The organism is Streptomyces sp. NPDC050287 (genome assembly GCF_044459385.1).
In the GTDB taxonomy this organism is placed as follows: Bacteria; Actinomycetota; Actinomycetes; order Streptomycetales; family Streptomycetaceae; genus Streptomyces.
Genome location: NZ_JBITIY010000014.1, coordinates 18,458 through 32,104 on the forward strand (window position 1 = coordinate 18,458; position 13,647 = coordinate 32,104).

At 72.0% G+C, this 13,647-nt stretch carries 9 protein-coding genes and 2 pseudogenes; 9 read left to right on the plus strand and 2 right to left on the minus strand.

Annotated features, from left to right (window positions below):
• Window positions 1–32: 32 nt before the first annotated feature.
• Both ACIBK3_RS36620 and ACIBK3_RS36625 read left to right on the plus strand, forming a co-directional pair.
• On the plus strand, window positions 33–377 hold the full coding sequence (locus ACIBK3_RS36620; RefSeq protein ID WP_399372049.1) for a GNAT family N-acetyltransferase: 345 nt from the start codon (window positions 33–35) through the stop codon (window positions 375–377).
• A 32-nt stretch (window positions 378–409) separates the two neighbouring features.
• The gene (locus ACIBK3_RS36625; protein ID WP_399372050.1) at window positions 410–1,072 is read left to right on the plus strand and encodes an aspartate/glutamate racemase family protein; all 663 of its coding nucleotides are present in this window, start codon (window positions 410–412) and stop codon (window positions 1,070–1,072) included.
• Between the two features lie 495 nt (window positions 1,073–1,567).
• Here ACIBK3_RS36625 and gndA read toward each other — a convergent pair whose 3' ends face one another.
• The gene (gene gndA, locus ACIBK3_RS36630; protein WP_399372052.1) at window positions 1,568–3,007 is read right to left on the minus strand and encodes an NADP-dependent phosphogluconate dehydrogenase; all 1,440 of its coding nucleotides are present in this window, start codon (window positions 3,005–3,007) and stop codon (window positions 1,568–1,570) included.
• Window positions 3,008–3,383: 376 nt separating this feature from the next.
• Between gndA and ACIBK3_RS36635 the strand changes: the two are divergent.
• Both ACIBK3_RS36635 and ACIBK3_RS36640 read left to right on the plus strand, forming a co-directional pair.
• Window positions 3,384–3,590, plus strand: a pseudogene (locus ACIBK3_RS36635) (transglycosylase family protein); the annotation flags it as partial.
• A 195-nt stretch (window positions 3,591–3,785) separates the two neighbouring features.
• Window positions 3,786–4,487, plus strand: a pseudogene (locus tag ACIBK3_RS36640) (peptidoglycan DD-metalloendopeptidase family protein); the annotation flags it as partial.
• Here the strand turns inward: ACIBK3_RS36640 and ACIBK3_RS36645 are convergent.
• Entirely contained in the window at window positions 4,477–5,712 is a 1,236-nt protein-coding gene (locus ACIBK3_RS36645; RefSeq protein ID WP_399372055.1) for a DMT family transporter, read from the minus strand. The pseudogene ACIBK3_RS36640 and the gene ACIBK3_RS36645 sit on opposite strands and share 11 nt — an antisense overlap.
• Window positions 5,713–5,922: 210 nt before the next feature.
• On the opposite strand from ACIBK3_RS36645, the gene ACIBK3_RS36650 reads away from it, so the two are divergent.
• The 5 genes from ACIBK3_RS36650 to ACIBK3_RS36670 all read left to right on the plus strand — a co-directional run bounded on the left by ACIBK3_RS36650 (window position 5,923) and on the right by ACIBK3_RS36670 (window position 13,568).
• The gene (locus tag ACIBK3_RS36650; protein WP_399372057.1) at window positions 5,923–6,732 is read left to right on the plus strand and encodes a (2Fe-2S)-binding protein; all 810 of its coding nucleotides are present in this window, start codon (window positions 5,923–5,925) and stop codon (window positions 6,730–6,732) included.
• Between the two features lie 38 nt (window positions 6,733–6,770).
• Window positions 6,771–7,922 carry a glycogen synthase gene (glgA, locus tag ACIBK3_RS36655; protein ID WP_399372059.1) on the plus strand — a complete coding sequence of 384 codons (1,152 nt, stop codon included), beginning with the start codon at window positions 6,771–6,773 and terminating at the stop codon, window positions 7,920–7,922.
• Between the two features lie 122 nt (window positions 7,923–8,044).
• A complete protein-coding gene (gene glgC / locus ACIBK3_RS36660; RefSeq protein WP_399372061.1) occupies window positions 8,045–9,265 on the plus strand; it encodes a glucose-1-phosphate adenylyltransferase in 1,221 nt (406 codons plus the stop codon).
• Between the two features lie 121 nt (window positions 9,266–9,386).
• Window positions 9,387–11,999, plus strand: a complete 2,613-nt coding sequence (locus ACIBK3_RS36665) for a PA14 domain-containing protein (protein ID WP_399372062.1) — start codon at window positions 9,387–9,389, stop codon at window positions 11,997–11,999.
• Between the two features lie 240 nt (window positions 12,000–12,239).
• On the plus strand, window positions 12,240–13,568 hold the full coding sequence (locus tag ACIBK3_RS36670) for a wax ester/triacylglycerol synthase family O-acyltransferase (RefSeq protein WP_399372064.1): 1,329 nt from the start codon (window positions 12,240–12,242) through the stop codon (window positions 13,566–13,568).
• The last annotated feature ends 79 nt before the right edge of the window (window positions 13,569–13,647 follow it).

Consider the following 13,647-nt stretch of genomic DNA (forward strand, 5'->3'; position numbering starts at 1 on the left):
CTTTCGACGATCTTCGGACCAGGAGCGTGCCCATGAGTGACATCGAGATCCGCGACGACCGGGCGGCGGGCCGTCTGGAGGCGATCGGCGGCGGTGAAGTCGTCGGCCGCATCGAGTACTTCGTCCTGGAGGCCCCGGCGACCGCGTTCGTCCCCGTCCACACGATCGTCGAGCCGGCCCACGAGGGGAAGGGCATCGCGGGCTCCCTGGCACGCGAGCTGTACGGCATCGCGCGGCGGGAGGGTGTCGTCGTCGCCCCGCTGTGCCCGTACGTCGTCAAGTGGGCCGAACGCCACCCGGACGAGGCTCCCGCCGCCGACCCCGAACTGCTCCGTGCGGCGAAGAAGTGGCTGGCGGCGCACCCCGGCCGCTTCTGATCCCGCGGTCGCTTCGATCCCCGGCCCCGGTCATGCTCGCCCTCCTGCACACCTCGCCCCGCCACGTCCCGGTCTTCGACGCCCTGCGCGACGCGGACCACCCGGGCCTGGAACTGCGGCACCTCGTCGACGAGGAACTGCTGAGCCGGGCCCGTGCGGAAGGGCCCGAAGCGGTCGCGGGCGACGTGCGGGCGGCGCTGCGGAGGGCGGCCGGCCTCGGGGCGCGGGCCGTCCTGTGCACCTGCTCGACCATCGGCCAGGTCGCGGAGGCGGCCGCCGCCGGGATCGGCGTACCGGTGCTGCGGGTGGACCGTCCGATGGCGTCCGCCGCGGTGGCTCTCGGCCCCCGGATCGTCGTCCTCGCCACCGTCGAGAGTACGTTCGGCCCGACGGTCGCCCTTATCGAGGAGGAGGCCCTCCGCGCCGGCCACTCCGTCGCCGTCGGCGCCCGTCTCGTCCCGGGCGCCTGGGAGCGTTTCGAGACGGGCGACGCGGAGGGCCATCTGCGTCTGGTGTCCGCCGCGGCCGACGCGGTGACCGACGCCGACGCGATCGTCCTCGCCCAGGCGTCCATGACCCCGGCCCAGCACTTGACGACCACCACGATCCCCGTCCTGTCCAGCCCTCGCCCCGGACTGGCGGCGGGGGCGGAGGCAGCGGGCGGCCCAGGCCCGGTGCTTCACCCGGGAGAGTGAGTGGTGGCGCCGCCGTCGGGTACGCGGGGGAGTAGTCCAGAGCCGAAGTCGACCGACTGGCCGGAGGACACCATGACCAACCCGTACCCGGACCCGGTCCATCCCGGACCCGCCCCGGACCCCGTCCATCCGCCCACCCCGGGCCCCGGACCGAGCCCGACCCCCGGCCCGGACCCCCAGCCTCCGGACCCCCACCCGGATCCCGTACCGCCCCCGGCCCCGGACCCGTCCCCGATCCCCCCGGGACCGGAGCCGGTCCCGAACCCGGAACCGGGCCCACCGCTTTCGTGAACGACAAATGCGGTGGGCGACGAACCAACGCCGCCCACCGCGACTCACTTCAGGGGCGCGGGGCCGTATCGATATGCGGCTCCGCCGAGTGGGAGCGAGTTCCCCCGACTGACCCGCACCCGCACCCGCGCCCTACCCGCACCCGCGCCCTACCCGCACCCGCGCCCCACCCGCACCCAACCGAAAACATCCACCCAGTGGGTGCTACGCCGAAACCTCGGACCGGTCCCCACCCCACAGCGTGTGGAACGCCCCGTCCCGGTCCACCCGCCGATACGTGTGCGCACCGAAGAAGTCCCGCTGACCCTGGGTGAGCGCCGCGGGCAACCGCTCCGCGCGCAGCGCGTCGTAGTAGGCGAGCGCCGCTGAGAAGCCGGGCGTGGGGACGCCCTGGCGGGTCGCCGCGACGACGACCTCGCGCCAGTCGTCCTGGGCGTCCGCGATCTCCTGGGCGAAGGTCTCGTCGGACAGCAGGCTGGGCAGGTCGGCGCGGGTGTCGTAGGCCGCGCGGATACGGTCGAGGAAGGCCGCGCGGATGATGCAGCCGCCGCGCCAGATCGCGGAGACGGCACCCAGGTCGATGTCCCAGTCGTACTCCTCGCGGGCCGCCGCGATCTCGTGGAAGCCCTGCGTGTACGACACGATCTTCGACGCGTACAGCGCCTGCTCCACGCGGTCCGCGAAGGCGCCCGCCTCGGACTCGCTCAGCGCCGACGCCTTCGGGCCCGCCAGCCCGCGCGAGGCCTCGCGCAGCGGCGCGTGTCCGGACAGGGAGCGGGCGAAGACCGCCTCCGCGATGCCGGAGACCGGGACGCCGAGATCGAGGGCGATCTGGACGGTCCAGCGACCGGTGCCCTTCTGCTCGGCCTGGTCCACCACCACGTCCACGAACGGCTTGCCGGTGGCCGCGTCCACATGGGACAGCACCTCGGCCGTGATCTCGATCAGGTAGGAGTCCAGGCGTCCGGTGTTCCAGGTACGGAAGATGTCGGCGATCTGCGCGGGCTCGTACCCGGCGACGTCGCGCAGCAGCTGGTACGCCTCACCGATGAGCTGCATGTCGGCGTACTCGATGCCGTTGTGCACCATCTTGACGAAGTGGCCGGCGCCGTCGGGACCGACGTGCGTGACACAGGGCGACCCGTCTTCGGCCTTCGCGGAGATCTTCTCCAGCATCGGACCGAGCGAGTCGTACGACTCCTTGGGGCCGCCCGGCATGATGCTCGGTCCGTTCAGCGCACCCTCCTCGCCGCCCGAGACGCCCATGCCGACGAAGTGGATGCCCTGCTCGCGCAGTTCGCGCTCGCGGCGCCGGGTGTCGGCGAAGTGCGCGTTGCCGCCGTCGATGATCATGTCGCCGGGCTCCAGCAGCGGGGCGAACTCCTGAATCACCGCGTCGGTGGGGTCGCCTGCCTTGACCATGACGACCAGGCGGCGGGGCCGTTCCAGCGCGGCCACGAACTCCTTCGCGGTCTCGGCCGCGATGAAGTCGCCCTCGCCGCCGAACTCCTCGACCAGGGCGTGCGTCTTCGACGCCGTCCGGTTGTGCAGTGCGACCGTGTAGCCGTTGCGGGCGAAGTTGCGGGCGAGGTTGCGGCCCATGACCGCGAGTCCGGTGACGCCGATCTGGGCTGTATTGCTCATGCGGTTGGCTCCTAGTGGATCCGGTGAAAGATTCCGGCCGTCGGGGATTCCGGTCGTGCCCGCCAGTATCGCCCCACTGACCATCGTGACGTGCCGGTACGCCGACCGCACATCCGGGCCGCTCGGCGTTCCGCAGGCAGATACGCACGAATGGCCCCACCTGCCTCAGCCGTTCGCAACAGGCGTTTGTTCCCGGTCGGTTCGACGCGATCGCGGCCGATTGCCGTCTTGTCATGGCCTGTTCGCAGCGCTTACTTTTGCCCCTCCGTGACGCATGTCGAGGGGGCTTTTGATGGCCGTACGCGGCCGGCACCGCCGGTATCAGCCGAACAGGATCAACCGTGCGTCACTCACCGTCACGGCGGGCGGCGCCGGCATGGCCATCCCGCTCATCGGTGCCGGTGCGGCCCAGGCCGCGGACGTGGACACCTGGAACAAGGTCGCCGCGTGCGAGTCGACCGGCGACTGGAGCGTCAACACCGGCAACGGCTACTACGGCGGGCTCCAGTTCACCCGGTCCACCTGGGAGGCGTACGGCGGAACGCGGTACGCGCCCCGAGCGGATCTTGCCACCAAGGACCAGCAGATCGCCGTGGCGGAGAAGGTGCTGGACGGACAGGGGCCGGGCGCCTGGCCGACCTGCTCCTTACGCGCCGGGCTGACCCGGGACGGGGGCACCCCGGACATCCGTCCCGCCGGCCACGCGGACACCGGTCAGGCGAGCACGGCGAAGAACACGACGAAGAAGACGAAGAAGCCGGGCGGCACCTCCGTACGGGACGTGCGGCCGCAGACCACACCGCAGTCGCGGGCCGGGACGGCCGAGATGTACACGGTGGTCCGCGGTGACTCGCTCTCCGCGATCGCCGACGCCCAGCGCGTCCGGGGCGGCTGGCAGGGCCTCTACGCCGCGAACCGGAAGACCATCGGCACGGACCCCGACCTGATCGTCCCGGGGCAGCGGCTGAAGCTGCGCGGCCAGGACGCCCCCACCACGACGTCCCACACCAGCCGCGCATCCGCCCCGCGGACCTCGCCCGAGCCCCGGCACACCGAGAAGAAGGCCGCCAAGGGCGGTTCCCTGGTCGCGCCGGTGAGCGCGGCCACCGGCGCGGCGTACCGCGCGGCCGGCTCCTCCTGGTCGAAGGGCTACCACACCGGCGTCGACTTCCCGGTGCCCACCGGCACGTCCGTCAAGGCGGTCGGGGCGGGCAGGGTCGTCAGTGCCGGGTGGGAGGGCTCCTTCGGCTACCAGGTGGTGATCCGGCACTCCGACGGCCGCTACAGCCAGTACGCCCACCTGTCGGCGATCTCCGTGAGGAGCGGCCAGACGGTGGGCGCCGGGCAGCGCATCGGCCGCTCGGGGTCCACCGGCAACAGCACGGGCCCCCATCTGCACTTCGAGGTGCGGACGGGGCCCGGCTTCGGAACGGACGTCGACCCGGTGGCCTATCTGAGGGCCGGCGGGGTCAGGATGTGACGCGCGTCCGGTGCCGGTCCAGGACCGGCATCGGGACGTACGGGCCACCGTAGAAGGGCCCGTAGAGGTTCAGGGCGCCTTCGGCCTCGGGGTGCGACGGCTCCGGCGTGTCCTGTCCGCCCGCCGGCGCCGGGATGATCACGCCCTCCGGGGCGCCCTCCGCAGCCGCCCCCGGGGCGAGGAGCACGTCCTCCAGGGCCGCGGTCGGGGCCGGAACGAGGACGACCTCCGGGGCCGGGACCGCCGGGACGAGCACGCTTCCCGGCACTGCCACGACCTGCTGCTCGGGCAGCCACGCCGGCAGTTCCTCGGCCGGCGCCCGGGCGGGTACCGGCTCGGCCGACTCGGCGGTGGCGGGCACCGGCAGCGCGGACGCCGCGGCCTCCTCGGCGTGGGTGCGAGCGATCCGCTCCGAGGTCAGCAGGATCAGACCGCCCGCCGCCACCACACCGCAGCCCAGCGCGAGCGCCGTGCCCAGGGTGCCGTAGCGGAAGGTTTCGTCGAACATCGTTATGCCGACCGCGGCCGCGATGACCGGATTCACCACGGTCAAAGTGGCCAGTGGGGCCGCGAGGCCGGCGCCGCGGTAGGAGGCCTGCGACAGCAGCATGCCGGCCGTGGCCAGCACACCGATCACGGCCAGGGACGGGATGTCGGCCGCGGAGACCCCGCCGGTCCAGTCGACGGCGACCGTCTTCGTGAACACGGAGGACATGCCGAAGGCTATGCCGGAGCCGGTCGCGAGCAGGATGCTGCGGACCGCCGGGTGCCGGTGCGCGGCCCGGCCCGCGATCATCAGCGCGATCACCGCGCTGGCGGTGACCACGGCCACGAGCACCCGCTGGGCACTGCTGAGCGACTGCGCGTCGGACGCGCCGACCAGGGAGAGCACACCGGCCAGACCCACCGTCGCCATGACCGCGCCGCGCCAGGCGGTCGCCCCGGCCTGGCGGCCCACGAACAGAGCGGCCATCGGCAGGGCGAACACGATGGTCAGCGCGCCCAGCGGCTGCACCAGGCTCAGCGGGCCGAAGGCGAGCGCCACCACGTGCAGCAGTCCGCCGAGGCCGTTCAGAGCGACCGCCGCCCACCAGCCCGGCCGACGCAGCGGCGCGTACTGTTCGGCGGGGGAGGACACCGCGACCTGCTCCTGCACGATCGCACCGCCCGCGTAGGCGACGGCGGAGACGAGCGACAGCAGCACGGACACCGCGAGGGCACTCATGAACGGCTCCTCTGCGTGAGACCGGGGCGGGTCGCCCGGTGCGACGAACGGTCGGCTTCCATGGCCAACACGATGCCGCGAAAAGTTCTTCCCGTCGTCGTACCTGAGCAGGCAATGGGTCCTACTGCCGATGGAGTACGAATCGGTCCCCATCATCCCCAAGGTGGGTGACCCGGGGCGGACACCTCCTGGTTGAGACCCCGAGGGGCCTTGGTACTACTGCTCCTCGTGGACCTAGACCCTGATCTCGCCGCGCTCGGACCGCTCGGCGGCTTCTTCGCCCTCCGCACGACCGGAGCACCGACCGAAGCACCGCCGCCGCTACCGACCCTCGCACAGGTGTACGAGAACTACGGGAACCACGAGAATCACCACAACCACGGGAACCACGGGAACAAAGCCGCGGTTGAATACGCATATTCTATGGCTTTCCGCATCGAAAAGGTCGCGCATGCCCTGCACGCCCCAGAACTGCGCATCGCAGCCTCGATCGCCCAGCAGGGACTCGCCGCCCGCCTGTGGTCGGTGGCCCTCGGCTGCGCCGCCCTCTACGACCGCGTCCCCGACCTCGACCCGGGGCTGCTGCACTGGGACCCCGACGCCGGCGCCCCCGACGACCTGTGGCTGTCCGCCGTGCGCCCCCTGCCCGCGGACTCGGAGACCCTCGCGGACGTCGTCCTGCACGGCCACCTCCGGCCGCTGACCGAGACCCTGCACGCCCGCCACCGCGTCGCCAGGGGCCTGCTGTGGGGCAACGCGGCCTCCGCGCTGGCGGGCACCGCACGTCAGCTGGAGACGTGGGCGCGGGCGCACGGCCGTTCCGACGCCGGCGCCCGTGCCCGGCGGATCACGGCCGAAGTCCTCGCCCACCCCCTCCTCGCCGGCACCGGCACCCTCACCGGAACCGCCTTCCGGCGCCGCAGCTGCTGCCTCTACTACCGGGTCCCCGGCGGAGGCCTCTGCGGCGACTGTTGCTTCCCACGCCCCCCGCGCTCTTCCCCGCACGCCACATCTGGGTGACCATGAAGACAACAAGCCGCTGAGACAGGGAGTATCGGGTGCGAGTGGGCCTGCTGACCCGGGAGTACCCGCCGGACGTGTACGGCGGCGCGGGTGTCCATGTCGAGTTCCTCGCCCGGGAGCTGCGGTCCCTGGTCGACCTGGACGTGCACTGCTGGGGCGAGGGCCGGACGGACGGCGTGATCCGCCACCGTCCCTGGTCGGCGCTGGACACCGCCAACGACGCGCTGCGCACCTTCTCCGTGGACCTCGCGATGACCGCCGGCCTGGAAGGCCGCGAACTGGTCCACTCCCACACCTGGTACGCCAACCTCGCCGGCCACCTCGGCAAGCTGCTGTACGGCATCCCGCACGTGATGACCGCGCACTCGCTGGAACCCCTGCGCCCCTGGAAGGCCGAGCAGCTCGGCGGCGGATACGCCCTGTCCAGCTGGGCGGAGCGCACCGCGATCGAGTCCGCCGACGGCGTGATCGCCGTATCGGGGGCCATGCGCGAGGACATCCTCGGCTGCTACCCGGCGCTGGATCCGGCCAAGGTCCACATCGTGCACAACGGCATCGACACCAGTCTTTACCGGCCCGACCACGGCACCGACGTCCTGCGCCGCATCGGCCTGGACCCGGAGCGCCCCTTCGTCCTGTTCGTGGGCCGCATCACCCGCCAGAAGGGCGTGCCCCACCTGCTGCGCGCGGTGCGGCACATCGATCCGGCGGCGCAGGTCGTGCTGTGCGCGGGCGCACCGGACACGCCGGAGATCGACCAGGAGTTCCGGGACCTGTTCGAGGAGCTCAGCCGGGTCCGCGAGGACGTGCACTGGATCCCGCAGATGCTGCCGCGCCCCGAGGTGATCCAACTGCTCACCCACGCGGCGGTGTTCGTCTGCCCCTCGGTCTACGAGCCCCTGGGGATCGTCAACCTGGAGGCGATGGCCTGCGGGACTCCCGTCGTGGCCTCCCGGGTCGGCGGCATCCCCGAGGTCGTGGACGACGGCAGGACGGGGATACTCGTCCCCGTGGACGACGACTTCGAGACGGGCCTCGCGCGGGCGCTGGACTCGGTCCTCGGTGATCCGGAGGCCGCGCGGCGCATGGGCGAGGCCGGGCGGGAGCGGGCGGTGGGCGAGTTCGGCTGGGACGCGGTCGCCCGGCGCACGGTCCGGCTCTACGAGGAGATCCTCAAACAGACGTAGACACGTCATTCCGGCGACACGCGGACACGGAAACGTGATCGCTGCGGCGTGATGATCCTCGACAGGCTTAGTACGGCCTGCTCAGGGGCAGGCATGGGTCAACCAGGGTGAGGGGAGCGGCCATGCGTCGTGGTGGTCCTTCGGTGCTCGGCATCGTGCTGGCGGGCGGAGAGGGCAAGCGTCTGATGCCCCTGACCGCGGACCGCGCGAAACCCGCGGTCACCTTCGGCGGCACGTACCGTCTCGTGGACTTCGTCCTGTCCAATCTCGTCAACGGCGACATCCTGCGCATCTGTGTGCTCACGCAGTACAAGTCGCACTCGCTGGACCGGCACATCACCACCACCTGGCGGATGTCCAGCCTGCTCGGCAACTACATCACCCCGGTCCCGGCACAGCAGCGCCTCGGCCCGCGCTGGTACCTGGGCAGTGCGGACGCGATCCTGCAGTCCCTGAACCTGATCTACGACGAGCAGCCCGAGTACGTGGCTGTCTTCGGCGCCGACCACGTCTACCGCATGGACCCGCGCCAGATGGTCAACCAGCACATCGAGAGCGGCGCGGGTGTGACGGTGGCCGGGATACGCGTCCCACGCGGCGAGTCGTCCTCGTTCGGCGTGATCACCCCCGGCTCGGACGGCCTGACGGTCGAGCGGTTCCTGGAGAAGCCCGCCGACCCGCCCGGCCTGCCCGACGACCCGGAGTCCGTGTTCGCCTCGATGGGCAACTACGTCTTCACCACCAAGGCCCTCATCGAGGCCCTCCAGCGGGACGCCGAGGACCCGAAATCCGTGCACGACATGGGCGGTTCGATCCTGCCCCAGCTCACCGACCGCGGCGAGGCCCAGCTGTACGACTTCAGCGCCAACCACGTCCCCGGCGAGACCATCCGCGACCAGGGCTACTGGCGGGACGTCGGCACCCTGGACGCGTACTACGACGCCCACATGGACCTGATCGCCGAGCGCCCCGCGTTCAACCTCTACAACCGGCAGTGGCCCATCTACACCCACTCGGGCCAGCTCTCCCCGGCCCGCTTCAACTCCGGCGGCATCGCCAGCGAGTCGATCATCAGCGCGGGCTGCCTGATCCGGGGGCAGGTGACCCGGTCGGTGCTCTCGCCGGGGGTCGTGGTGGACCCGGGCGCGGTCGTGCAGGGCTCGGTGCTGCACGACAACGTGCACATCGGCCGGGGTGCGGTGGTGCGCGGTGCCGTGCTCGACAAGAACGTCGAGGTACCGCCGGGCGCGACGATCGGCGTCAACCCGGAGCGGGACGCGGAGCTGTACACGGTCTCCAAGGGCGGGGTCATCGCGCTCGGGAAGGGGCAGCGGGTCCCGTAGGGCTGACCACGGCCTCGGTGGCCGCGTGACCACCGGGGCTGTTGTCATGTCCCTGGACGCGCGGCGGAATCCGTGTTGTCATGCCAACTCCGGTCCATGACAACGTTGTTATGGGGGTTCTGTGCACCTCACCCGCCTCAGAAACCGACTCTCCTTACTCCTCGCCGTACTCCTGGGCGTGACCGGCCTCACGGGCCTGACCGCGGGCCCGGCGCCGGCCGACGACCCCGCCGAGGCCCACGGCCTGAAGGGCGAGTACTTCACCCAGTCCGCTCCCGGCGCCTTCGACTTCCACGAGCTCAAGGCCACCACCTTCGATCCCGTCCTCGACTTCGACACCCTGGAGCCGCGGCTGGCCGCCGCGACCGGCCGTTCGGACGACGTCAGCGTCCGCTGGACCGGCCGGATCGTGCCGGAGAAGACCGGTGCCCACACCTTCTCGGTCATCGGCGACAACGGCTTCCGGCTGTGGATCGACGGCCGGCTCCTCATCGACCACTGGGTCGACGACTGGGACCGCGAACAGACCGCGCAGCCCGTCGATCTGACCGCCGGCACGGCCTACGACATCAAGGTCGAGTACTTCGAGCACTACGGCGGCTCCAACCTGCACCTGCGCTGGACCCAGCCCGGCGGCAGCAAGGAGGCCGTCCCGCAGTCCGCGTTCCGGCTCCCCGCCGGGTTCGACTACGACGGGCCGATCGCCACCACGGTCCTCGGCGACGGCCGCACCCTGAAACTCGACTTCGCCCAGCGTCTCGGCGGGCCCCCGGCCGGTCTCACCGACCACCTCCAAGCGGTGATCGGCGGCGCCACCTGGCCGCTCGGAGCAGCCAGGCCCGACCCCGCCGACCCGAGAACCCTCCTCGTCGCCCTCGACCAACCCGTGGTCGGCAACAAGACCGGCACCGCGCGCGGCACGGCCGACGTTCGCTACGACGGAGCAGGCGGCCTCACGGACGCCGAGGGCAACGCTGTCGGGGCGTTCTGGAGCAGCGGCGCCAACCACTCCACGTACGAACTGCGCACCCGCTGGGCCGACCAGGTCGGCCCGGACAACGCCCACCCCGAATACCCGCGCCCGCAGCTGACCCGTGACGCCTGGCGCAACCTCAACGGCCGCTGGCAGTTCGCCGCTGCCAGGGCGGGCGAGCAGCCGCCCGTCGGCAGGACCCTGGCCGAGCGCATCCTCGTCCCCTACCCGGTCGAGTCCCAGCTCTCCGGCATCCAGCGGCACGAGGAGCGCATGTGGTACCGGCGCACCTTCACGGTCCCCGCCGACTGGCGCATCGGCTCCGGCCAGCGCCTGCGGCTCAATTTCGGCGCCGTCGACTGGCGGTCCGAGGTGTACGTCAACGGCACCCGGGTCGCCGCGCACGAGGGTGGCTACGACAAGTTCAGCGCCGACATCACCGACGCGCTGGGGCCCGGCCGCACCCAGGAGCTGATCGTCGGCGTGTACGACCCGACGGACGCGGCGAGCGGCGAGAACCCGCCCCTGGGCAAGCAGCGCCTGGATCCCAGCGGCATCTGGTACACCCCGTCCTCCGGTATCTGGCAGACGGTGTGGATGGAACCGGTCGCGCCCGACCACGTCGACTCGCTCAAGCTGACCCCCGACGTCCCCGGCCGGCGGCTCACCGTCGAAGCGCGGGGAGTCCGGGCGGGCGTACCGATCACGGCGACGGCGTACGACGGGAAGCGCAAGGTCGCCACGGCGCGCGGGCGCACCGGCGGTCCGCTGACCCTGACCATCGACAACCCGCGCCTGTGGTCGCCGGACGACCCGTTCCTCTACGACCTGAAGGTGACCGTCGGCGCGGACCGCGTCGGCAGCTACTTCGGGATGCGCTCCATCGCCGTCGAACAGGTGAACGGCACCCCGCGCACGGTCCTCAACGGCAAACCGGTCTTCATGATGGCCACCCTCGACCAGGGTTTCTGGCCGGACGGCCTGCACACCGCGCCGACCGACGACGCCCTGGCCTACGACCTGAAGGTGCACAAGGAACTCGGCTTCAACGCGGTCCGCAAGCACATCAAGGTCGAGCCCGACCGCTGGTTCTACTGGGCCGACCGGCTGGGCCTGATGGTGTGGCAGGACATGCCCGCGATGACCGCGGGCGTGGACCCGAGCGCCGAGGCCCGTGCCCGGTACGAGCGCGAGATGAAGCAGATGATCGACGAGCACATCAGCAGCCCGTCGGTCGTCATGTGGGTCACCTTCAACGAGGGCTGGGGCCAGTACGACGTCGGACGCGTCGCCGAGCAGGCCAAGGCCTGGGACCCGACCCGCCTGGTCAACAACCAGTCGGGCCTCAACCTCGGCGCCGACGGCGACGCCGGCGACATCATGGACGAGCACGGCTATCCCAGCCCCGCCCTGCCGCCCCGTCCGGACGGCAGACGCGCCCTGGTCAGCGGCGAGTACGGCGGACTGGGACTGGCGGTCCCCGGGCACGCCTGGTCGGTCCAGCAGTCGTACGTCGACGTCGACCCGGCGACCTACACCGACGACTACCTGGCGAAGCTCGACGAGGTGCGCGCCCTGGTCTGCCGGGGCGGCAACGGCGCCGTCTACACCCAGATCTCGGACGTGGAGGGCGAACTGAACGGGTTGCTGACCTACGACCGCGAGGTCCTGAAGCCCGACGTGCGGCGGGTACGGGCCGCACAGCAGGCGCTGATCCGGGACGCGTCCCGGGCCACGCCGACGGGTTGCCCGGCGCCCTGACCTACCGCTGATGTGACCGCAACGGCTCACAGGTCCCGCCTCTTCCACCGAGAGGCGGGACCTCGCGGTGGATGCCCCCCCTCTCCTGCGCGGCGTCCCAAGACACGAAGCTGACAGGGGGAGCCTTCTGCAAAGACCCTTTAATCTGGTGTTAACTGTGCGTAGCTTGATCGCACTTGACCGTAATCGCTTGCGGGCGATTGACTGCCGGCACCCACTTCCTCGACGCGAGGCAAGCCATTGACTGCTGACCTGCTCGCACCCCTCGACCTGGCGTTCTGGAACATGGAATCCGCCGAGCACCCGATGCACCTGGGCGCGCTCGGCGTCTTCTCGGCGCGCTCGCCCACCGCGGGCGCCCACGCGGCGGACCTGCTCGCCGCCCGGGCCGCCGCGGTGCCCGGACTGCGGATGCGGATCCGGGACGTGTGGCCGCTGGGCTTCCCGGCGGCCTTCGGCGGCGCCGCCCGGGAGGCCGCCCCCGACTTCGACCCGCTCGACCACGTCACCCTGCACGCCCCCACCGCGGACTTCCAGGCCGAGGCGGGCCGGCTCATGCAGCGCCCGCTGGAGCGCGGCCGGCCGCCGTGGGAGGCGCATGTACTGCCGGGGCAGGACGGCGTCTCCTTCGCCGTTCTGTTCAAGTTCCACCACGCCCTGGCCGACGGACTGCGGGCGCTGACGCTCGCCGCCGCCATCCTGGACCCGATGGACATGCCCGCGCCCCGCCCCCGGCCGGAACAGCCCCCGCGCCGCCTCCTGCCGGACGTCCGCCGACTGCGGGAACGGGTGCGTGGCGCCCTGTCGGACGTGGGGCGCGCGCTCGACATCGGTGCCTCCGTCGCCCGCTCCACCCTGGACGTGCGCACCTCCACCGCCCTCACCGCACCGTCCACCGGCACCCGCCGCACCGCCGGGGTGGTCCTCGACCTCGACGACGTGCACCGGGTCCGCAAGGCCGTCGGCGGCACCGTCAACGACGTCCTGATCGCGGTCGTCGCGGGCGCCCTGCGCCGCTGGCTCGACGAGCGCGGCGACGGCAGCGAGGGCGTCGCACCCCGTGCCCTGATCCCGGTCTCCAAACGCCGGCCGCGCACCGCGCACCCGCAGGGCAACCGGCTCTCCGGCTACCTCATGCGGCTGCCCGTCGCCGATCCCGACCCCCTCGGCCGCCTCGCCACGGTCCGCCTGGCCATGGACCGCAACAAGGACGCCGGGCCCAACCGGGGCGCCGGCGCCGTCGCCCTGCTCGCGGACCACGTCCCGGCGCTCGGCCACCGGCTCGGCGGACCGTTCGTGAGTGGGGCCGCCCGGCTCTGGTTCGACATCCTGGTCACCAGCGTGCCCCTGCCGGGCATCGGTCTGAAGCTCGGCGGCGACCCGCTCACCGCGGTCTATCCCTTCGCCCCGCTGGCCCGGGGCCAGTCCCTCGCCGTCGCCGTCTCGACGTACCGCGGGCAGGTCCACTACGGCCTCGTCGCCGACGGACACGCCGTCCCGGACCTCGACCGGCTGGCCCGGGCGCTGACCGAGGAGGTGGAGACGCTGATCACCGCCTGCGAGTCGTGATCGGCGCGGTTTGGCGGTGCGGCCCGGCGCTGACGTAAAATTCGCCGTTCGAAAGCGGAGCCGTCGGAGCGCCGCGCGG

Bases quoted from the DNA above. Each gene is read 5' to 3' on its own strand.
- ACIBK3_RS36620 (WP_399372049.1), top strand. From the start codon at position 33: ATGAGTGACATCGAGATCCGCGACGACCGGGCGGCGGGCCGTCTGGAG.
- ACIBK3_RS36625 (WP_399372050.1), top strand. From the start codon at position 410: ATGCTCGCCCTCCTGCACACCTCGCCCCGCCACGTCCCGGTCTTCGAC.
- gndA (WP_399372052.1), bottom strand. From the start codon at position 3,007: ATGAGCAATACAGCCCAGATCGGCGTCACCGGACTCGCGGTCATGGGC.
- ACIBK3_RS36645 (WP_399372055.1), bottom strand. From the start codon at position 5,712: ATGAGTGCCCTCGCGGTGTCCGTGCTGCTGTCGCTCGTCTCCGCCGTC.
- glgC (WP_399372061.1), top strand. From the start codon at position 8,045: ATGCGTCGTGGTGGTCCTTCGGTGCTCGGCATCGTGCTGGCGGGCGGA.